We start from the raw sequence: 20,197 nt of genomic DNA on the forward strand, positions 1-20,197 counted from the left end.
GACGCAGCGCAGCGCTACTTCAGCGGTGCGCTGCAGAGCCGGGGCCCACATTGCAGCGATCGCGGTGGCCTTCTGGGTCCCGGCTCTGCGCAGCAGCGTAAGGACGCTGCAGCGCGTCCGGGACACGAGAAGGATGCGCGCTATCGCCACACGCTCCGTCATTGCGAGGAGCCCTTGCGACGAAGCAATCCAGAATGCCTCGTCAGAGAAATTCTGGATTGCTTCGCGGAGCCTGTCATCGGGCCGCGCTTCGCGCGGACCCGTTGGCTCGCAATGCGAAGGACGTAGCGGGCTAGCGCCTCAAAACTCCTTCAGCAGCCGCTCGAGATAGTCGAGCTCGATCTGCGGGCGCGAGGGATCGCCGAGACGACGGCGGAGCTCTTCGAGAATGCGGCGGACACGCTGGGTATCGATCTCGCCGGGAATCTTGACCGTGTAATCGTCGCCATATTCGCGCCCATGCAGCGGACGGCCGAGCGGATCGGTCTGGTTGCCGCCGCTCTGCTGACGGCCGGCGCGTTGGCCGGGGCCGTCGCCCTGCCCGTCACCATCGCCCTGCTGCATCGCCTCGGCCATCTTCTGCGCACCCTTGCGCATCGCGTCGAGCGCCTTGCCCTGCGAGTCCACGGCGCCGTCGGCATTGCCCTCGCCGAGCTTTGATCCCGCATCGCCCATGGCACCGTCGGCAGCATCCAGACTGCCGTCGTCATCGCCCTGGTCGCCGTCCTGATCGCCGTTCTGGCCGGGCTGGCCTTGATCGCCTTGCTGGCCCTTCTGTCCCTGTTGGCCCTTCTGCCCCTTCTCTCCCTTCTGCGTGAGGCCGCGCTTGGCAAGCTCGTCCTGCAGTTTCTTCAGGCGATCGCGCAGCCCCTGCTGGTCCTGCTGCAGCTCCGACATGGACTGATCGCCCTGCTGCTTGCCGCGCGAGCGGTCGCGCCGGGAATCCTGGCCTTGCTTGAAGGTCTTGTCGCGCAATTGCTGCTGCTTGCGGATCATGTCGCCGAGTTCGTTGAGCGCCTGCTCCATGTCGCTCTCGCCGGACTGCCCCGGCTGCGCCATCTGCAGGCCTTCCAGCATCTGCTGGAGCTGGTCGAGCAACTGTTTGGCGGCATCCTTGTCGCCGGAGCGTGACAGGCGCTCCATCCGATCGATCATGTTCTGCAGATCCTGCTGGCGCAGGATCTTGGTGTTCGGGTCGAGTGGCCGCGCCAGCTGCTGCGGATCATTGTTGTTGCGGAACTGCTCGGCGAGCTGGCGCATGAAATCGTTCAGCGCCTGACGCAGATCCTGCGTGAGCTTCTTGATCTCCTCGTCGCTCGCGCCGCGCTCCAGCGCCTGCTTCAGCGCGTCCTGGGCCGCGCGCAGCGCCTTCTCGACGTCGGAGATCTTGCCGTCCTCGATCGTCACCGCAAGCGCCCACAGGCTTGCCACGACCTCGCGCAGGGCATCATCGGTGCGCGCGGCCTCGAGCTGCCGGGCAACGCTGTGCAGGCCGAGATATAGTCCGGTCTCCGGCGTGAACATTTCGGGCGCGATCATCAGCGCGTCGAGCGCGGCATACACGTCGGAATTCTTGTTCGCGTCAAGCGCGAGAATGCGGCGCTGCTCGATCAGTGCACGTGCCAGCGGCTTGGTGAAGAGCCGTTCGGGCAGGCGCATGTTGAACGGTTCGCTTGCGGCCTCGTTGCCGGCCTCGTCCTTGGCCGTGAGGGTCAGCGTGACCTCGGCGCCGGCATAGGGATCCTCGCTGAGATCCTTCACCGACTGTCCGACGCCGTTGCGGGTCCGCGCATTCGGCAGCGCGAGCGGGAATTGCGGCGGCTGGAACAGCGGACGCGGAGCCGTCCTGGTGTCGCCATCGGCGGCAGCAGCCTTATCGCCGGCAGCAGCCTTGGCCCCGTCCCTGGCGCCGTCCCGGGCATCGATCGAACGCGGGGCGAATTTCGCCTCGGCGCCAGTGACGCCGTAATCGTCCTCGATCTTGTAGGAGAGCTGGAGCGCGCCGCGCGCCTGGCGCTCCGGGTCCTTGGCCAGTGCGATCGTGGGCGCACGGTCCGGCGTTGCTGCAAAAGCCCATTGCGGCTGGCCGGAGGGCGCGCGGACGTGCGCCGTGCCGTCGCCGGAGATGGCAAAATGCTTTTCGTTGGTTCCCTTGGGGCCGGCTTCAGTGGGGGCGACCTCCTTGAGGCCGCCGGAGACGGCGACATCCAGGCTGCCGCCGGAGGAGCGCACGATCAGGGTCGAGCCGACGGGAACGGCCAGCGGGCCGCCGGCGGGCAACGCCGCGGCCTCCTTGTTGGCGGCCGACAGGATGACCGGCGGCTTGCCGGTGTAGAGCGGCGGCGTGATCCAGGCATCGACGCGAACATTGGTCGGCGCCAACACCCCGTTCCAGTCGAACGCGGCGCCAAGCCGCATCGCGCGCTCGTCACCGGCGGCGAAGAAGGTCGCGACCAGCATCACCATGACCAGCGCGCGCAGCGCCCAGGGGTCGTGAAGCGCGAGCCGCGGATGCGGCAGACCGGCGCGGATGCGCTTGATGGAAGCGAGCGTACGCTCGCGCTGCGCCTGCCACAGCGCCTGCGCGACCGGGTCCTGCGAGGTCAGCGTGTCAGTGAGCGTGGTGGCCGGGCGGTGACGGATGCCGGAGCCACGGTCGAGCCGGGCGAGCGCCTCCTCGCGGCTCGGCCAGCGGAAGCGAATCAACGGGAACAGGGCAATGACCGCCGTCGCGGCGAAGAGAACGAGGCCGATGGCCCGGGCGACGAACGGCAGCGCCAGCCAGAGGCCGGCCCAGGACACCACCAGGAACAAGCCGAGGACGGTCAGAAGGCGCGCCGCATTGGGCCAGGCACGCTCCCACGCGATGGCATAAGTGGCCCGATCCAGGGCCTGCGCCAGCTTCAGCCGCGACAGAGCGTCACTGTTGCGGATCGGGTCTGACGGGTCGGGGGTGACGCCGTTCAATCAGCTCTCCAGGTTGCCCGGTAGAGGAGACCCTATCACAACGGCAGCACTGAGGCATCCGTTCCTGTACGGGAGCGCCCCCTTTTCCCGCATAACACGAGGACGTGACTGGCCCGGTGCAACCCCGTAATTTTCGCGCGCCATCCCTGTGGGAAACGAAGGATACGCCATGGACAAGAAGATGCACGACAAGGGCCTGGAAGTCCGCAAAGCGGTGCTGGGCGAGGCCTATGTCGACAACGCCCTGAAGAATGTCGACGATTTCAACCGTCCGTTCCAGGAGATGCTCAACGAATATTGCTGGGGCACGGTGTGGGGCCGCGAGGAGCTGCCGCGCAAGACCCGCAGCATGCTCAACATCGCCATGATCGCGATCCTCAACCGCCAGCACGAGTTTCGCGCGCACCTGAAGGGTGCGCTGACCAATGGCGTGACACGCGACGAGATCCGCGAGATCCTGATGCAGGTCGCGATCTACGGCGGCATGCCCGCCGCGGTCGACAGTTTCCGCATCGCGCGCGAGGTGTTCGCGGAGATCGACGGGAAGGCGTGAGACTAACAAACAAGATCCACAACAGGCATCCAACGTACTGCTCCGTCATTGCGAGCGCAGCGAAGCAATCCAGAATCTTTCGGCGCAAACAGCCTGGATTGCTTCGTCGCTGCGCTCCTCGCAAAGACGACGGGAGGAAACAACAATGGACATCGGATTCATCGGGCTCGGAAACATGGGCTTCCCGATGGCGCGGCGGCTGATCGAGGCGGGGCACAAGCTCGTCGTGTTCGACACGCGCAAGGAGGTCACAGGCAAGCTGGTGGCGCTCGGCGCAACGGAAGCGACATCGCCGAAGGACGTCGCCGATCAGGTCGAGACCGTGATGGCGAGCCTACCCTCGCTGCAGGCTTCGCTCGACGTCGCAACCGGAGCGAACGGCGTGATCGAGGGCAGCCGCGCAAAACGCTTCGTCGATCTCTCCACCGTCGGCTCGACGGTGGCCGTGAAGATTCACGGCCTCCTCGCCAAACGCAACATCGTGCAGATCGACTGCCCCGTCTCCGGCGGCGTCGGCGGCGCCGAGAAGGGCACGCTGGCGGTGATGGTGTCGGGGCCGCAGGCGGAGTTCGAGCTGCTCAGGCCCGTGCTCGACGTCATCGGAAAGGTGTTCTTCATCGGCGAGAAGCCCGGCGCGGCGCAGACCATGAAGCTCGCCAACAATTTCCTGTCGGCGACCGCGATCGTCGCGACGTCGGAGGCCGTGGTGATGGGCGTGAAAGCCGGGCTCGATCCCGCCGTGATGATCGACGTCATCAATGCCGGCTCCGGCATGAACACCGCGAGCCGCGACAAGTTTCCGCGCTCGGTGCTGCCGCGCAGCTTCGATTTCGGCTTCGCCACGGGGCTGATGGTGAAGGACGTGCGGCTGGCGCTGGAGGAGATGAAGCAGCTCGGCCTGTCGATGGAGGTCGCGGATGCGGTCGGACGATTGTGGGAAACGGTGATCAGCGCGGAAGGCGCCGAGTCCGATTTCACCGCGGCGATCAAGCCGATCGAGAGGAAGGCGGGAGTTGTGGTCGGCGGCGGAGTAACGGGGAAGTAGCCGTCCCAATCTCCACTGTCGTCCCGGACAAGCGCAGCGTAGCGAAGCGCAGATCCGGGACCTACCACAGGGCGGTGTTTAGCGAGGACCGTAGTTACAGCTTGGCCAAACAACTACGCTCCGGGATTATGGATTCCTGCGTCCGCATGCGAAAGCAGGGATGACACTGAAATTGTTGAAGCGCTTGTGCCGCCCCTCAACGCTTCACAGCCACGGCGCCGGCTTGTCCATCGCGATGAGCTGCTCGACCTTCACGCGCGGGCGCACCACGGCGTACTGGTCGTCCTTCACCAGCACCTCCGGCACCAGCGGCCGCGTGTTGTAGGTGCCGGCCTGCACCGCGCCGTAGGCGCCTGCGGTCATGATGGCGAGGAGATCTCCGGGCTTTGGCGTCGGCAGCGTGCGGTCGAGCGCGAGATAGTCGCCGGTCTCGCAGACCGGGCCGACGACGTCGGCCATGATCGTCGCCGCGTCCTTGGCCGGCCGCTTCACCGGCAGGATGTCGTGATGCGCCTCATACAGCGTCGGGCGGATCAAATCGTTCATGGCGGCGTCGATGATGACGAAGTTCTTGCCGTCGCCATGCTTCACATAGATCACCTTGGCGACCAGGATGCCGGCATTGCCGACGATCATGCGGCCCGGCTCGAACATCAGCGTGCAGCCGAGATTGTGGCTGACGCGCTTGACCATGGCGGCATAGGCGTCGGGCGCCGGCGGCGCCTCGCCGTCCATGTCATAGGGAATGCCGAGACCGCCGCCGAAATCGACGTGGCTGATGTTGTGGCCATCGGCGCGCAGCGTCTGCACGAATTCGGAGAGGATGCGGAACGCGGTCTCCATGTTGGAGAGGTCGGTGATCTGGCTGCCGATATGCACGTCGGCGCCGGTCACCTCGATGCCGGGGAGCCTGGCGGCGCGGGCGTAGACCTCGCGCGCATGCGCGATCGGGATGCCGAACTTGTTCTCGGACTTGCCGGTCGAGATCTTGGCATGGGTGCCGGCATCGACGTCCGGATTGACGCGGAGCGAGATCCGCGCGGTCTTGCCCATCTCGGTTGCAAGGCGGGAGAGCAATTCGAGCTCGGGCTCGGATTCGACGTTGAGGCAGAGGATGTCGGCGGCCAGCGCGGCGCGCAGCTCCTCTTCCGTCTTGCCGACGCCGGAGAACACGATCTTGCTGGCCGGGAAACCGGCGGCCAACGCACGCTTCAATTCACCGCCGGAGACGACGTCGGCGCCGGCGCCCAGCCTGGCCAGCGTGCGCAGCACCGACTGGTTGGAGTTCGCCTTCATGGCGTAGCAGACCAGCGCCTTCTCGCCCGCGAAGGCATCGGCGAAGACGCGGTAGTGCCGCTCCAGCGTCGCGGTCGAATAGCAATAGAACGGCGTGCCGACGGCGGCGGCCAGCTCGGACAGGTTCACCGCTTCGGCGTGCAGCACGCCGTTGCGATAGTCGAAATGGTTCATGGCGCAGGCTCGGTTGTCCCGGCTTAATTTTTGCCGGGAGGTTCGTCCAGGAGCGGGTCGAGAATGAACGGTTTCTTCCTGCCCTTGGCCGCCGCGGGCGCGGGCGCGGCATCCGCACCGTGGGTGGGGTTGAACACGCTCGGCGTCCTCTGAGCTTCGGTCTCGGTGTCAACAGGTGCGGCACCGCCGGCCGTGGACGCGTTGGAGGCGGTCGGCGGCAAGTCCAGCGGACCCTTGCGGCCACAGCCGGCGAGCGCCAGCGCCGTCAGGCTCAAGACAATGATGGCCCATCCCGAGCCGGCCGGGCGAAACTTTGACGTCACGACGAAATCCCCACTACGCGGGGCGCACAATACAGAGATTGGCGCGCTCTGGCGAGAGCCGGATGACCATGAAACATCAGCGATATTTTGCCCTCAGCCCGATTTTCGCTCTTTTTCCAGCCGCTTCGCCCAGGCCTTGGCCTGGGACGCGACGTTCTTCGGCGCGGTGCCGCCGAAGCTGGTGCGGCTCTTCACCGACGATTCGACCGAGAGCACGCCGAGCACGTCCTTGGTGATTTTTGGCTCGATCGCCTGCATCTCGTTCAACGGCAGTTCGTGCAGCGCGACGCCCCCCTCGGCCGCCTTGGCGACGATGCGGCCGGTGACGTGATGGGCCTCGCGGAACGGCATTTTCAAGGTCCGCACCAGCCAGTCGGCGAGATCGGTCGCAGTGGCGTAACCCTCGCCCGCGGCCGCCTTCATCTTCGCTTCATCCGCCACGAGGTCGCGGACCATGCCGGTCATGGCGCGGATCGCCAGCGACAGCGCTGCGAAGCCCTCCATGGCACCCTGCTTGTCCTCCTGCATGTCCTTTTGATAGGCGAGCGGCAGGCCCTTCATCACGATCAAGAGACCGTTGAGCGCGCCGATGACGCGGCCGGTCTTGGCGCGCACCAGTTCGGCAGCGTCCGGATTACGCTTCTGCGGCATGATCGAGGAGCCGGTGGTGAACTTGTCGCTGAGGCGGATCAGGCCGACCAGCGGCGAGGTCCAGATCACGATCTCCTCGGCGAAGCGCGACATGTGCACGGCGCAGATCGAGGCCGCCGACAGCGTCTCCAGCACGAAGTCGCGATCGGAGACCGCGTCGAGCGAGTTCGCCATCGGACGATCGAACAGGAGCGCCTTGGCGGTGGCGTGGCGGTCGATCGGGAACGAGGTGCCGGCGAGCGCGGCAGCGCCGAGCGGGGATTCATTGAGCCGCCTGCGCGCATCCTGGAAGCGGCCGCGGTCGCGCGCGGCCATCTCGACATAGGCGAGCAGATGATGGCCGAAGGTGACGGGCTGCGCGGTCTGCAGATGCGTGAAGCCGGGCATCACGGTGCCGGAATGCTCCAGCGCGCGCTCGACCAGCGCCTGCTGGAACGCGGCGAGCGCAGCATCGGTCTCGTCGATGACGTCGCGGACGAACAGGCGGAAATCGGTCGCGACCTGGTCGTTGCGCGAGCGCGCGGTGTGCAGGCGGCCGGCGGCGGGGCCGATCAGCTCCGACAGGCGGCTCTCGACATTCATATGGATGTCCTCGAGCGCGCGCTTGAACGTGAAGCCGCCGTTGCCGATCTCTGACAAAATCGTGTCTAGACCCTTGCCGATATTTTTCGCATCAGAACTCGTGATGATGCCTTGGCTGGCGAGCATCGCGGCGTGGGCCTTGGACGCGGCAATGTCCTGGGCGAAGAGGTGACGATCGACGTCGATGGAGACGTTGATCTCTTCCATGATCTCGTCGGGACGTTCCGAGAACCGGCCGCCCCACATCTTGTTGCTCATGATCCCCTGCTCACGCCTTGCTGTCGCCAACCACGTTTGCTGGCTGCCGCCAGCCGTATTAAGAGGCCCCTGATAGCCATATCTGCGACCGGATGACAAACGATATGCTCGACAAGAAGCCCTCCGCCACGCGCCGCATCCCCCTTGTCATCGCCACCGTGGCGATCGGGGGGCTGGCCGGCTTTGCCGCCCTGTACGGGCTGGGCTTGAGCCGGACTCCCGGCGGCGATCCGGTGTGCCGGACAGCGGTGGCGACGGCGCAGAAGATCGCTCCGCTCGCCCATGGCGAGGTGGCCGCGCTGACCATGGCGAGCGCCCCGCTGAAGCTGCCCGATCTCGCCTTCGAGGACGCCGACGGCAAGCCGAAAAAGCTGTCCGACTTCCGCGGCAAGACGCTTCTGGTGAACCTCTGGGCCACCTGGTGCGTGCCCTGCCGCAAGGAAATGCCGGCGCTGGACGAGTTGCAGGGCAAGCTGGCGGGCCCGAATTTCGAAGTGGTGGCGATCAATATCGACACCCGCGACCCAGAGAAGCCCAAAACCTTCCTGAAAGAGGCCAACCTGACCCGCCTCGGCTATTTCAACGATCAGAAAGCCAAGGTTTTTCAGGATCTTAAGGCCATAGGCCGGGCGCTTGGCATGCCGACCTCGGTGCTGGTCGACCCCCAAGGCTGCGAGATCGCGACGATCGCGGGGCCGGCGGAATGGGCGAGCGAGGATGCGCTCAAGCTGATCCGGGCAGCAACGGGCAAGGCCGCCGCAGCGCTTTAGATATGTTCAGGCGGTGACGTTGAGATTGCCGCCGACGCCGGGGCCGACATTGGCGAGCGAGGGCTGGCCGGCGCCGAGCAGCGTCAGGACGGTGGATTTCTCCATATCCATGTTCTGCTTGGTCAGCGTCGCCGCAATATTCGACTGCAGCGCGCCTTGCTGAGCGGCCAGCATGGTGCTGACCATTGCCATCATGTCCATTACGCGAAGCCTCGTACCGGGCGTAACCTAGGCGCGAGAGGTTAATGGGACATGAAATATCGCAGATGTCGTAGGGTGGGGTAGCCGAAGGCGTAACCCACCGCTGTTCGCATCCGCGGAGACAGAAGTGGTGGGTTACGCTGCGCTAACCCACCCTACGGCACCCCGGCCTTACCGCGTCGGAACCGGCTTGGCGCCGCGATAGTCGTAGAAGCCGCGCTGGGTCTTGCGGCCGAGCCAGCCGGCCTCGACGTATTTCACCAGCAGCGGGCACGGACGGTACTTGGAGTCGGCCAGCCCCTCGTGCAGCACCTGCATGATGGAGAGGCAGGTATCGAGACCGATGAAATCGGCAAGCTCGAGCGGGCCCATCGGATGGTGGGCCCCGAGCTTCATCGCGGCGTCGATCGCCTCGACATTGCCGACGCCTTCATACAGCGTGTAGATCGCTTCGTTGATCATCGGCAGCAGGATGCGATTGACGATGAAGGCCGGGAAATCCTCGGATACCGCGACCTGCTTGCCGAGCCTGGCGACGAACTCCTTGGACGCCTCGAAGGTCGCATCGTCGGTGGCGATGCCGCGGATCAGCTCGACCAGCTCCATCAGCGGCACCGGGTTCATGAAGTGAATGCCGATGAAGCGCTCCGGGCGGTCGGTGGCGGCGGCCAGCCGCGTGATCGAGATCGAGGACGTGTCGGAGGCAACGATCGCCTCCGGCTTCAAGACTGCGCAGAGCTCGTGGAAGATCTTGCGCTTGACCTCTTCCTTCTCGACCGCGGTCTCGATCACGAGGTCGCAATCGGCGAGGTCGTCGAGTTTTTCGGCCGGCGTGATGCGCGCCATCGCCTTGACCTTGTCGTCCTCGGTGACGGCCTTCTTGGAGACCTGGCGCGCCAGATTGCCGTTGATGGTGGCCATGCCCGACTTGAGGCGATCGGCCGAAACGTCGTTGAGCATCACGTCGAAGCCGGCGAGCGCCGCGACATGTGCGATGCCATTGCCCATCTGACCCGCGCCGATCACGCCGACCTTCTTGATCACTGCCGCCATAATGTCATCCACCGGAACGGCGCGCGACGAGCGCGCCCTGCCTTATCCCCTTGAGCCGGGAGGTCCGATTTAATCAGAACCTTGGCTCGAAACCTAGATTGGATCGCTTCGAAGGCGCGCCCGACGCCAAAGAAAACGCCTCGGAAATGCAACACCGGCCGGAGTTTATACCTCCGGCCGGTGTTTTGGATGCCTTTACTTGCCGAGCTTGCCCAATTCGGCCGTCAGCTCCGGAACCGCCTGGTAGAGATCGGCGACCAGGCCATAATCGGCAACCTGGAAGATCGGCGCGTCCTCGTCCTTGTTGATCGCAACGATCACCTTGGAGTCCTTCATGCCGGCCAGATGCTGGATGGCGCCGGAAATGCCGACCGCGACATAGAGCTCGGGTGCCACGACCTTGCCGGTCTGCCCGACCTGCCAGTCGTTCGGCGCATAGCCGGCATCGACCGCCGCGCGCGAGGCACCGACGCCGGCGCCGAGCTTGTCGGCGAGCGGCTCGATGTACTTCGCGAAGTTCTCGCGGCTCTGCATGGCGCGGCCACCGGAGACGATGATCTTGGCCGAGGTCAGTTCGGGACGGTCGCTCTTGGCAACCTCCTCGCCGACGAAGGTCGACAGGCCCGGATCAGCCGCAGCCTGAACGGTCTCGACCGGCGCGCTGCCACCTTCGCCCGCCGCGGCGAAGGTCGAGGTCCGCACCGTGATAACCTTCTTGGCATCCTTGGACTTCACGGTCTGGATCGCGTTGCCGGCATAGATCGGACGCTCATAGGTGTCGGGCGCGACCACCTTGATGATCTCCGAGACCTGCATGACGTCGAGCAGGGCGGCGACACGCGGCATCACGTTCTTGAAGCGCGAAGTCGCGGGCGCGACGATCGCGTCATAGCCGGACGCCAGCGAGACGATCAGCGCGGCCAGCGGCTCGGCGAGATCATGCGCGTAAGTCTCGCCGTCGGCGAGCAGCACCTTCTTGACGCCGGCGAGCTTGGCGGCGGCATCCGCCGCGGCCTTGGCGTTCTGGCCGGCGACCAGCACCTCGACATCCGCGCCGAGTGCGGCCGCCGCGGTCAGGGCCTTGTTGGTCGCGTCCTTGAGCGACGCGTTGTCGTGTTCGGCAATCAGAAGCGTCGTCATCAGAGCACCCCGGCTTCGTTCTTGAGTTTCGACACCAGCTCGGCGACGTCCTTGACCTTGACGCCCGCCTTGCGGCCCGCCGGCTCCGTCGTCTTGAGAACCTCGAGACGCGCGGCGACGTCGACGCCATAATCGGCGACGGTTTTCTCCGCGATCGGCTTCTTCTTGGCCTTCATGATGTTGGGCAGCGAGGCGTAACGCGGCTCGTTGAGACGGAGATCGGTGGTGACGATCGCCGGTCCCTTCAGCTTCACGGTCTGAAGGCCGCCATCGACTTCGCGGGTGACCTTGAAGTCAGACCCTTCGACCTCGAGCTTCGAGGCAAACGTCGCCTGCGACCAGCCCAGCAGCGCAGCCAGCATCTGGCCGGTCTGATTGGAATCGTCGTCGATCGCCTGCTTGCCGAGGATGATCAGGCCGGGCTGCTCTTCTTCCGCAACCTTCTTCAGGATCTTGGCGACCGCGAGCGGCTCGACGGTGCCTTCGGCCTTCACCAGGATGCCGCGGTCGGCGCCCATAGCGAGGCCAGTGCGGATCGTCTCCGATGCCTGCGCAGGTCCAATGGAGACCACCACGACCTCGGTGGCCTTGCCGCCTTCCTTCAGGCGCAGCGCTTCCTCGACCGCGATTTCGTCGAACGGGTTCATCGACATCTTGACGTTGGCGAGTTCAACGCCCGATCCATCGCCCTTGACGCGGACCTTGACGTTGTAATCGACCACCCGCTTTACCGGCACTAAGACCTTCATCGATCCTCTTTCACTCAATTTGGGAGGGGGGTTATCAACTGGCGCGGAACCTAAAGGCCTGATCTGCCCCGGTCAACGCGCGAACAGGTCTAATTTTGACCTCCTGAAATGCGGGAGCTCGATGGGTCACCGGTTCTGGCCGGGAACCCAGAGCACGTCGCCGGCGCCATTGCCGTTGGTGGCCCGGCTGGCCACGAAGAGGAAGTCGGACAGGCGGTTCATATATTGGATGCCAGCCGTGTTGACCGGCTCGCCGGGCCGGGCCGCCAGTTCCACGATCACGCGTTCCGCCCTGCGGCATATCGTGCGCGCCACATGCAGACTGGCAGCGGCCGGGCTGCCGCCGGGAAGCACGAAGGAGGTCAGCGGCGCGAGCTGGTCGTTGAGCGTGTCGATGTCGCGCTCGAGCCGCTCGACCTGGCTCGTCACCACCCGCAGCCGCTCGGCTTTCCCCTCCCGCTCGGGCACTGCGAGATCGGCGCCGAGGTCGAACAGATCATTCTGGATGCGGCCGAGCATCGCATCGAGTTCGGGCATGTCCGAGGTGTGGAGCCTGACCACGCCGATGGCGGCATTGGTCTCGTCAACTGTGCCATAGGCCTCGATGCGCAGATCATATTTCGGACGCCGCTCGCCGGTTCCGAGCGCCGTCGTGCCGTCGTCACCGGTCTTCGTGTAGATGCGATTGAGTACGACCATGGAGAGGCCTCTTAATTTTGGGGCATGATCCTGTCGGAAAACCGCTTCACACTTTGCGCTAACGCGGCCCTTCGGGTCCGGATCATGTCCTAGCGCCCCATCGCCCAGACCGCGAGCATCGCGATGATGATCGCCACGAACTGAAGCAGCACGCGCCAGCGCATCAGCTTCTGCGAGGTGTTGGGCGAGCCGCCGCGCATCATGTTGACGAGCCCGAGCAGCAGCACCAGCGCCACGGCGCCGGCGGCCGCCGGCAGGATGAAAGTACTCAGGAGAGATGCCATCTGAGGGTAGATAACACCGTGCGCGGCGGTTCGCTATGGCGTTCCCGATCTGGCTTTTATGCCAATAATATCAGAAGCTAGCCGGATGAATGTCGATCTGCGATCATTGCCGGCGTTCTTCGCCTCTCCCCGCTTGCGGGGAGAGGCCGACGTGCGGAACGCGCGGCGGGTGAGGGGGACTCTCCGCGAGAATGGTGACAGTGGGATTCGCGGAGACTCGCCCTCACCCGGAATCCGCGCTGCGCGCGCATTCCGGCCTCTCCCCGCAAGCGGGGAGAGGCGAAGCTGGGGCAAACCGTGAAAGCGATCCGCTACATCTACGTCGTCGTGATGGATGCGTTCTACACGTTCCTCGCCGACGACGGCTGGGCGATCGCAAGCCACATTGCGCTGTCGACGCTGATGGCGCTGTTTCCGTTCCTGATCGTCCTGACCTCGCTTGCCGGCTTCGTCGGCTCCAAGGAACTCGCCGACCAGGCCGCCAGCCTGATGCTCCAGGTCTGGCCCAAGCAGGTCGCCGATTCGATCTCGGGCGAGGTCCACGACGTGCTGACCACGACCCGCACCGGCGTGCTGACGATCGGCGCGGTACTGTCGGTCTATTTCGCCTCCAACGGCGTCGAGGCGCTGCGGGTCGCGCTCAACCGCGCCTATGCGGTGGTGGAGATGCGGCGCTGGTACTGGCTGCGGCTGGAATCGATTGCCTACACGCTGATTGCCGCCTTCACTGCCCTCGCGATGGCATTCCTGATCGTGCTCGGTCCGCTGATCATCGAGGCCGCGCGGCAACACATTCCCCTGTTCGTCGAATCGAACGAAAGCATTCTCACCTGGCTGCGCTACGGCATCACCATCGGCGCGCTGGTGGTGGCGCTGTTCATCCTGCACGCCTGGCTGCCGGCGGGACGGCGTAGCTTCCTCCAGATCATGCCGGGCATCATCTTCACGGTGGTGGCCTCGCTGGTCTCCGGCGTCGTGTTCGGACAGTATCTGGCGCGCTTCGCCAACAACTACGTGACCATGTATGCCGGGCTCGCATCGGTGATCATCGCGCTGGTGTTCCTGTATTTCATCGCCGCGATCTTCGTTTACGGCGGCGAACTCAACGCCGCGATCATCAAGTCGCGGCTTCCTCACGGCGTGTCGCTTCAAGCAGCGCAGTCGCTAAAGCCCGCGGAGACACAGGCTTGACCAGGAAGGCGTCGGCGCCGGCCGCGCGCGAGGCTGCCTCGTCCTCGCCGCGGCCGGACACGCCGATGATCGGAATACGAGCCAGCGGCGTCGGCAGCGTGCGGATCCGCCTGATGGCCTCGATGCCGTCGATGCCCGGCAGCACCATGTCCATCAGCACCGCGTCGAAAGCACCCTGCTCCAGCCGGCCGATCGCGTCCTCGCCGCGACCGATGAACTCGGCATGATGGCCAAGCTCGGTCAGGATCGTGTTGAGCACGACGCGGCCGAACGGATTGTCCTCGACGCTGAGCACGCGAAGAGCGGCCACCGCCTCGGCCCCGCCGCCATCCTTCGCCTTGCTGCTCTTGTCCGATCCCGTGGCGTCCAGCGACACCGTCAACGTAAAGGTGGCGCCACCACCGCGGCGCGGAGCGACGGTGATGTCGCCGCCCATCGCACGCGCCAATTGCTTGACCGAGGAGAGCCCCAGGCCGGCCCCGCCGAAGCGTGAGGCAATGGTGACATTGGCCTGGGTGAACGGGCGAAACAGCCGCTTGATCTCGGCCATGGTCAGGCCGATGCCGCTGTCGGACACCGCGAAGGCAACGCCGATCCTGCCCTTGCCCTTCGCTTTGCCTTTGGCGGGACGCCACGGCTCGACCGCGAGCGCCACGCCGCCCTGGTCGGTGAATTTCACGGCATTGTCGATCAGGTTCTCGAGCGCGGCGCGCAGGCGAACCGGATCACCAACCACGAGCCCAGGAAGCTTTTCGGAGATCTCGACCTCGGCCTGGAGACCCTTGGCCGCGGCGCGGCCGGCCAGCGAATCCCCGGCGCTGCGGGCGAGCGTCCGCAGATCGAACAGGTCCTGTCGCAGCGCGCTGCCGCCCTTTCCCGTTCCCTTGCCGGTTCTGGCGGCATCCACGAACAGCGTGGCAAGGCTCGCCAGATGCTCGGCACCGGCCTTGATGGTGTCGGCCCAGCGCCGCTCCCGTTCGCCGAGGTCGGACGTCGCGAGCAGGTCACTGATCGCCAGAATGCCGGTCAGGGGGGTGCGGACCTCATGGGCAAAGGCGGCCAGCGCCGCCTGAACCACGTCCGGCGCGACCGCTTTGGTGCTGCGCTCACGCACCTTTCCGGCCGCCCCGGACCGCTTCCGAGGCAGCCGCCTGGACGTCCGCGTGGTGCGCACTGGACGCGTTTTCGCCGCCATGAATCCCCTTCGAAGTAACTCTCTTCGAACCCCGCGCGGGCCGAGCATGGCACGGAGGAACACCCGGAGTCACGGCGACGTTTTGCTAACCCCCAGAGAAACTTGATCTAATCCCACCAGCTGGCGGATGTGGGCAGGCGTGATGCCGGCCGCGCGCAAGGCGCGCAGACCGGTCGAGCGGCTCGATTTCGACAGCTTCCGGCCCGCCTCATCGCGAATCAGCCGGTGATGGCGATAGGCGGGCTCGGGCAGGCCGAGCAGGACCTGGAGCAGGCGGTGCACCGAGGTGGCGTGAAACAGGTCCTGGCCCCGCACGATCTCGCTGACGCCCTGGAGCGCGTCGTCGACGACCACCGACAGATGGTAGCTGGTCGGCGTCTCCTTGCGGGCCAGGATCACGTCGCCCCACGCTTCCGGCCGCGCCGGGACGATGCCGCGCTCGCCATCGGGCCCCTCGCCCCGTTCATTCCAGCTCAGGCCAGCGACGCGCCGGCAGGCCGCCGCCATGTCGAGCCGCAATGCGTAAGGCACGCCCGATGCGATGAGATGATCGTGCTCGGCGGCTGAGAGCGACTTCGCGTTGCCGGGATAGAGCGGCGCACCGTCGGGATCGCGCGGCCACGGACCGTCAGCCTCACGCACGGAGACACTCTTTGCGATCTCGGCGCGGCTTTCGAAGGCGGGATAGACGAGCCCAAGCGCCGACAGCTTGTCCAGCGCGGCGCGGTAGTCGGCGAGGTGCTCCGACTGCCGCCGCACCGGCGTCTCCCAGGCCATCCCGAGCCAGGCGAGATCCTCGTAGATCGCAGCCTCGAATTCCGGCCGACACCGCGTCGCGTCGATGTCCTCGATCCGCAGCAACAGAAGCCCGCCGGTCTCTCGCGCCCGCTCGAAATTGAGCAGCGCCGAATAGGCGTGGCCGAGATGGAGAGGGCCGTTCGGGCTGGGGGCAAATCGGAAAACGGGTGGCATCGCTTTCATGGACCTCGTCATTGCCGGGCTTGACCCGGCAATCAATCCTCCACGACTCTGTTACGATAGGAGATGGATGCGCGGGTCAAGCCCGCGCATGACAAGTTGAGCGACCATGACCATCCACCTCGAAACCCAATCCGATCTCGAAGATGCCGTCCAGGCGCTGATCAAGCGCGATCCGCGTCTTAAGCCCGTGCTCGAGATCGCGGGCATGCCGGCGCTGCGGCGGCGCGAGCCGGGCTTTGCGGGCCTTGCCCACATCGTCTGCGGCCAGCAGCTCTCGACCGCGAGTGCCGCGGCGATCTGGGAACGGCTGTCGGCCGCGTTCGATCCATTCGACCATGACGCCGTGCGCCGCGCCCGCACCGACCGGCTGGGGCGGCTCGGCCTCTCCGCCGCCAAGATCAAGACGCTGAAGCATCTGGCGCGCGAAATCGCCGCCGAGCGGCTGAACCTCGACGTGCTCGCGGAGGAAGATGCCGATGCCGCGCATCACACGCTGATCGCGCTGCCCGGTATCGGCCCCTGGACCGCCGACGTCTACCTGCTGTTCTGCCTCGGCCACGGCGACGCCTGGCCGGCCGGCGACCTCGCCGTGCAGGAGGGCATCCGCATCGGGCTCGGTCTGAAGGCACGGCCGACGGAGAAGCAGATGGCGCCGCTCGCCGAACCCTGGCGCCCGCTGCGCGGCGCGGCCGCGCATCTGTGGTGGAGCTACTATCGTGCCGTGAAGAAACGCGAGGGCGTGCTCGCGGGATCGGGCTAAAGCGCGATGCGATTAGGGCATGATCTTTTCGGAAAACCGCTACACACTTTTCCGGATCATGCTCTAACCCCGCAGCCTCGCGCGGTCGGCCCGGGCACATTCGGCGACGAAGTCTACCACGGCGCGCACCGCCGGAAGCTCGACGAGATCGGGATGGGCCAACAGCCATAGGTCCGCCACGCTGGCGAGCTTCTGCGGAGCGACGCGCACGAGATCGGAATAGGATTCGGCGACGAAGCACGAGAGCGCGGAGATTCCGATCCCGGCACGGGCCGCCGCCAGCATGTCCCCCTGGGACGAGCAGCGCATCACCACCCTCGCCTGCCGCGTGACGACGTCGCTCCAGCGCGCAAGCTGCGCATTGGATGCCTGGTCGGCAAAACCGATGACGCTGTGCTCCTTCCAATCACCACGCCGTTCAGGCAAGGGCCGCCCGGCGACATAGTCGCGTGAGGCATAGAATCCCGTGCCGAGACGACCGATCTTGCGACCGACCAGGTTTTCCTCGCCGCTGTCGAAGGGCCGCAGCACCACGTCCGCCTCACGCCGGCGCACGCTCGCCGGAAACGGATGGGTGATGATCTCCAGCTGAATATGATCGTGCGCACGCAGGAAGGCGGGCAAGCGCGGCATCAGCCAATGTGAGGCCAGCGTCGCGCCGATCGACAGCTTGACGATGCCGCGCGCCTTGTGTCCTCCCGCCGCGACCGCGGTCTCAGCCCGTAGCGCCGCGGCCGCCATTGCCTCGGCGTGCTCGCGCAACGTCCTTCCATCCGCGGTCAGCGCCAGGCCGTCGGCGGCGCGCGCCACCAATCGGGTGCCGAGCTGAGCTTCCAGCGCCGCGATCTTGCGGCTGACGGTGGGATGGCTGGTGTGCAGCCGGCGAGCGGCGGCGGTGAAGCTGCCGGTATCGGCGACCGCGACGAAGGTCTTGCAAAGGTCCCAGTCCATCGGACTCTCTGTTCATATCTGAATGACGATCCGTTCATTATTGAACGGCCGGAGCGCGCCGTCCAACCCTATAGTGGGATCAAATCCGCGACACGGGCGGCAATCCACCCGCGCGACGATCAACAGGGAAACGCCTCGTCATCCGCCCGCCGGCGGGGCGGCGTTTCAGGAGGACATGATGGCACTGCCCACTCTCTTGAAGGATTCGCTCGAGCTGCCCGTGGTCGGCTCGCCGCTCTTCATCGTTTCCGGACCGGAGCTGGTGATCGCCCAGTGCAAGGCAGGCGTTGTCGGCTCGTTTCCCGCGCTCAATGCCCGTCCGGTCGAGATGCTGGACGAGTGGCTGAGCCGCATCGAGGACGAACTCGGCGAATACAAATCGCGCAATCCCGGCAAGAAGGTCGCGCCCTACGCCGTCAACCAGATCTGCCATGCCTCCAATGACCGGCTGATGAAGGACATGGAGACCTGCGTAAAGCACAAGGCGCCCATCATCATCACCTCGCTGCGGCCGCCGGCCGAGATCGCCGAGGCCGCGCACTCCTATGGCGGGCTGGTGTTCCACGACGTCATCAACGTCAAGCATGCGCGCAAAGCCGCCGAGCAGGGGGTCGACGGCCTGATCCTGGTCTGCGCCGGTGCGGGCGGACATGCCGGCACGCTGTCGCCCTTCGCACTGGTGCGCGAGGTCAAGCAATGGTTCGACGGCGCGATCCTGCTGTCGGGCGCGATCAGCGACGGCTTCGGCATCGCCTCCGCGCTGACGCTGGGCGCCGACCTCGCCTATATCGGCACGCGCTTCATCGCGACGCAGGAGGCCAATGCCGACGCAGCCTACAAGTCGGCGCTGACGCAGCACGCCGCGCACGACATCGTCTACACCAACCTGTTCACCGGCGTGCACGGCAACTATCTCGGCCCCTCCATCGCCGCCGCCGGGTTGGACCCGGACAATCTCCCGGCCGCGGACAAATCGAAGATGAACTTCGGCTCCGGCGGCAACATGAAATCGAAAGCGTGGCGCGACATCTGGGGATCGGGCCAGGGCATCGGCCAGATCACCGATGTCCCTCCCGTCGCGGAGCTCGTCGATCGGATGAAGAGTGAATTCGATCAGGCCCGGCAGGATTTCCTGATGCGCGTGAGCGCCTGACGTTTCGGACTGGCAAAAAACGGGAGGATACGATGAAGCTCGCAGCCGCAATGATCGGCCTGTCCCTGCTGGCATTCGCCAGCGGGAGCGCCCATGCCGAAGGAACGGGCGAGATCCGCATCGGACAGACCCTGCCCTATAGCGGGCCGGCTTCCGGCTTCGGCGCGATCGGACGAGCGCAGGAAGCCTTCTTCGAGAAGATCAACGCCGATGGCGGCATCAACGGCCGCAAGGTCAAGTTCATCACGCTGGACGATGCCTACTCGCCGCCGAAGACGGTCGAGCAGACCCGCAAGCTGGTGGAGCAGGAGGAGGTGCTGATGATGTTCGGCTCGCTCGGCACCGCCACCAACAGCGCCGTGCAGCGCTACCTCAACGGCAAGAAGGTGCCCCAGCTCTTCGTGCTTTCCGGCGCGACGAAATGGGCCGATCCGCAGAAATATCCGTGGACGATGCCCGGCATGGCCGCCTACGAATCCGAGGGCGTGGTCTATGCCAAGCATGTGCTGCGGACCAAGCCCGGCGCCAAGATCGCCATCCTGTCCCAGAACGACGATTTCGGCCGCGACTATGTCGCCGGCTTCAAGCGCGCGCTCGGCGACAAGGCCGCGAGCATGATCGTGGCGGAGCAGACCTATGAGACCAGCGCGCCGACGATCAGCTCGCAGCTCTCGACCCTGAAGGCGTCGGGCGCGGACGTGCTGTTCGGCGTCGTGCTCGGCAAGTTCACCTCGCAGATGATCAAGGGCGTGGCCGAGATCGGCTGGAAGCCCGAGCTGTTCTTCGTGCCGACGTCAGCCTCGTCGATCTCGTTCCTGGAGCCGGCGGGGCTCGACAACGCCGTCGGCCTGATCTCGTCGAGCAATCAGAAGGACACGATGGACCCGCAATGGGCCAGCGATCCCGGGGTGAAGGAGTACTTCGCCTTTATGAAGCAGTACATGCCGAATGCGGACCTCTCCAACTCCAACTATGCGGCCGGCTACCACTACGCGACGCTGCTGATGACCGTGCTGAGGGCGTGCAACGGTGATTTCAGCCGCGAGAACATCATGCGCCAGGCGGCCTCGCTGAAGGAGGTGAAGCTGCCGCTGCTGCTGCCGGGCATCGCAGTCTCCACCGGGCCAGACGACTATCTGCCGTTCCAGCAGCTTCGGCTCCGGCGCTTCAACGGCAAGAGCTGGGTGGGATTCGGCGACGTGCTGGACGATCGCTGACTCG

Annotated in this window: 20 protein-coding genes; 7 read left to right on the forward strand and 13 right to left on the reverse strand. The window is 65.7% G+C overall.

Annotated elements, in window-relative coordinates:
- Positions 1–300: 300 nt before the first annotated feature.
- Positions 301–2,967 carry a TIGR02302 family protein gene (locus tag XH87_RS26350; RefSeq protein WP_271589475.1) on the reverse strand — a complete coding sequence of 889 codons (2,667 nt, stop codon included), beginning with the start codon at positions 2,965–2,967 and terminating at the stop codon, positions 301–303.
- A gap of 169 nt (positions 2,968–3,136) precedes the next feature.
- Here XH87_RS26350 and XH87_RS26355 point away from each other — a divergent pair, with 169 nt between their 5' ends.
- Both XH87_RS26355 and XH87_RS26360 read left to right on the forward strand, forming a co-directional pair.
- Complete coding sequence (locus tag XH87_RS26355; protein WP_035711533.1) at positions 3,137–3,520, forward strand: carboxymuconolactone decarboxylase family protein; 384 nt, start codon at positions 3,137–3,139, stop codon at positions 3,518–3,520.
- Positions 3,521–3,665: 145 nt separating this feature from the next.
- Positions 3,666–4,565 (forward strand): NAD(P)-dependent oxidoreductase, encoded by a 900-nt coding sequence (locus tag XH87_RS26360; RefSeq protein WP_271589476.1) that lies wholly within the window; start codon positions 3,666–3,668, stop codon positions 4,563–4,565.
- 204 nt (positions 4,566–4,769) lie between these two features.
- Here the strand turns inward: XH87_RS26360 and lysA are convergent, their stop codons facing one another.
- The 3 genes from lysA to argH all read right to left on the reverse strand — a co-directional run bounded on the left by lysA (position 4,770) and on the right by argH (position 7,849).
- Entirely contained in the window at positions 4,770–6,035 is a 1,266-nt protein-coding gene (gene lysA / locus XH87_RS26365) for a diaminopimelate decarboxylase (protein WP_271589477.1), read from the reverse strand.
- 23 nt (positions 6,036–6,058) lie between these two features.
- A complete protein-coding gene (gene lptM, locus XH87_RS26370; RefSeq protein WP_035711540.1) occupies positions 6,059–6,358 on the reverse strand; it encodes an LPS translocon maturation chaperone LptM in 300 nt (99 codons plus the stop codon).
- 93 nt (positions 6,359–6,451) lie between these two features.
- Positions 6,452–7,849 (reverse strand): argininosuccinate lyase, encoded by a 1,398-nt coding sequence (argH, locus tag XH87_RS26375; protein WP_271589478.1) that lies wholly within the window; start codon positions 7,847–7,849, stop codon positions 6,452–6,454.
- Between the two features lie 104 nt (positions 7,850–7,953).
- Here argH and tlpA point away from each other — a divergent pair, with 104 nt between their 5' ends.
- Positions 7,954–8,619: a thiol:disulfide interchange protein TlpA gene (gene tlpA, locus XH87_RS26380; RefSeq protein ID WP_035711555.1), complete on the forward strand. Its 666-nt coding sequence runs from the start codon at positions 7,954–7,956 to the stop codon at positions 8,617–8,619.
- A gap of 6 nt (positions 8,620–8,625) precedes the next feature.
- Here the strand turns inward: tlpA and XH87_RS26385 are convergent, their stop codons facing one another.
- The 6 genes from XH87_RS26385 to XH87_RS26410 form a co-directional block, all read right to left on the reverse strand.
- Complete coding sequence (locus tag XH87_RS26385; RefSeq protein WP_027562813.1) at positions 8,626–8,820, reverse strand: putative motility protein; 195 nt, start codon at positions 8,818–8,820, stop codon at positions 8,626–8,628.
- A gap of 171 nt (positions 8,821–8,991) precedes the next feature.
- Complete coding sequence (locus XH87_RS26390) at positions 8,992–9,873, reverse strand: 3-hydroxybutyryl-CoA dehydrogenase (RefSeq protein WP_158670448.1); 882 nt, start codon at positions 9,871–9,873, stop codon at positions 8,992–8,994.
- A gap of 195 nt (positions 9,874–10,068) precedes the next feature.
- A complete protein-coding gene (locus tag XH87_RS26395) occupies positions 10,069–11,013 on the reverse strand; it encodes an electron transfer flavoprotein subunit alpha/FixB family protein (RefSeq protein WP_271589479.1) in 945 nt (314 codons plus the stop codon).
- Complete coding sequence (locus XH87_RS26400) at positions 11,013–11,762, reverse strand: electron transfer flavoprotein subunit beta/FixA family protein (RefSeq protein ID WP_271589480.1); 750 nt, start codon at positions 11,760–11,762, stop codon at positions 11,013–11,015. The genes XH87_RS26395 and XH87_RS26400 overlap by 1 nt, the downstream gene beginning before the upstream one ends.
- A 126-nt stretch (positions 11,763–11,888) precedes the next feature.
- On the reverse strand, positions 11,889–12,461 hold the full coding sequence (locus XH87_RS26405) for a cob(I)yrinic acid a,c-diamide adenosyltransferase (protein ID WP_271589481.1): 573 nt from the start codon (positions 12,459–12,461) through the stop codon (positions 11,889–11,891).
- Between the two features lie 89 nt (positions 12,462–12,550).
- Positions 12,551–12,745 carry a twin transmembrane helix small protein gene (locus tag XH87_RS26410; RefSeq protein WP_035711572.1) on the reverse strand — a complete coding sequence of 65 codons (195 nt, stop codon included), beginning with the start codon at positions 12,743–12,745 and terminating at the stop codon, positions 12,551–12,553.
- A 297-nt stretch (positions 12,746–13,042) separates the two neighbouring features.
- Here XH87_RS26410 and XH87_RS26415 point away from each other — a divergent pair, with 297 nt between their 5' ends.
- The gene (locus XH87_RS26415) at positions 13,043–13,936 is read left to right on the forward strand and encodes a YihY/virulence factor BrkB family protein (protein WP_035711574.1); all 894 of its coding nucleotides are present in this window, start codon (positions 13,043–13,045) and stop codon (positions 13,934–13,936) included.
- Here the strand turns inward: XH87_RS26415 and XH87_RS26420 are convergent.
- Together XH87_RS26420 and gluQRS are read right to left on the reverse strand one after the other, a co-directional pair.
- Positions 13,863–15,131 carry an ATP-binding protein gene (locus XH87_RS26420; protein ID WP_158669097.1) on the reverse strand — a complete coding sequence of 423 codons (1,269 nt, stop codon included), beginning with the start codon at positions 15,129–15,131 and terminating at the stop codon, positions 13,863–13,865. The two genes, XH87_RS26415 and XH87_RS26420, sit on opposite strands and share 74 nt — an antisense overlap.
- A gap of 69 nt (positions 15,132–15,200) precedes the next feature.
- Complete coding sequence (gene gluQRS / locus XH87_RS26425) at positions 15,201–16,103, reverse strand: tRNA glutamyl-Q(34) synthetase GluQRS (protein ID WP_271589482.1); 903 nt, start codon at positions 16,101–16,103, stop codon at positions 15,201–15,203.
- Between the two features lie 115 nt (positions 16,104–16,218).
- Here gluQRS and XH87_RS26430 point away from each other — a divergent pair, with 115 nt between their 5' ends.
- Complete coding sequence (locus tag XH87_RS26430; RefSeq protein WP_158669096.1) at positions 16,219–16,872, forward strand: DNA-3-methyladenine glycosylase family protein; 654 nt, start codon at positions 16,219–16,221, stop codon at positions 16,870–16,872.
- Positions 16,873–16,935: 63 nt separating this feature from the next.
- On the opposite strand, the gene XH87_RS26435 is transcribed toward XH87_RS26430, so the two are convergent.
- Positions 16,936–17,823, reverse strand: a complete 888-nt coding sequence (locus tag XH87_RS26435) for a LysR family transcriptional regulator (RefSeq protein ID WP_035711590.1) — start codon at positions 17,821–17,823, stop codon at positions 16,936–16,938.
- 178 nt (positions 17,824–18,001) lie between these two features.
- Between XH87_RS26435 and XH87_RS26440 the strand changes: the two genes are divergently transcribed.
- Positions 18,002–18,976 carry an NAD(P)H-dependent flavin oxidoreductase gene (locus XH87_RS26440; protein ID WP_271589483.1) on the forward strand — a complete coding sequence of 325 codons (975 nt, stop codon included), beginning with the start codon at positions 18,002–18,004 and terminating at the stop codon, positions 18,974–18,976.
- Between the two features lie 32 nt (positions 18,977–19,008).
- Entirely contained in the window at positions 19,009–20,193 is a 1,185-nt protein-coding gene (locus XH87_RS26445) for an ABC transporter substrate-binding protein (RefSeq protein ID WP_271589484.1), read from the forward strand.
- Positions 20,194–20,197 lie beyond the last annotated feature (4 nt).

Source organism: Bradyrhizobium sp. CCBAU 53415 (assembly GCF_028128735.1).
Classification (GTDB): Bacteria; Pseudomonadota; Alphaproteobacteria; order Rhizobiales; family Xanthobacteraceae; genus Bradyrhizobium.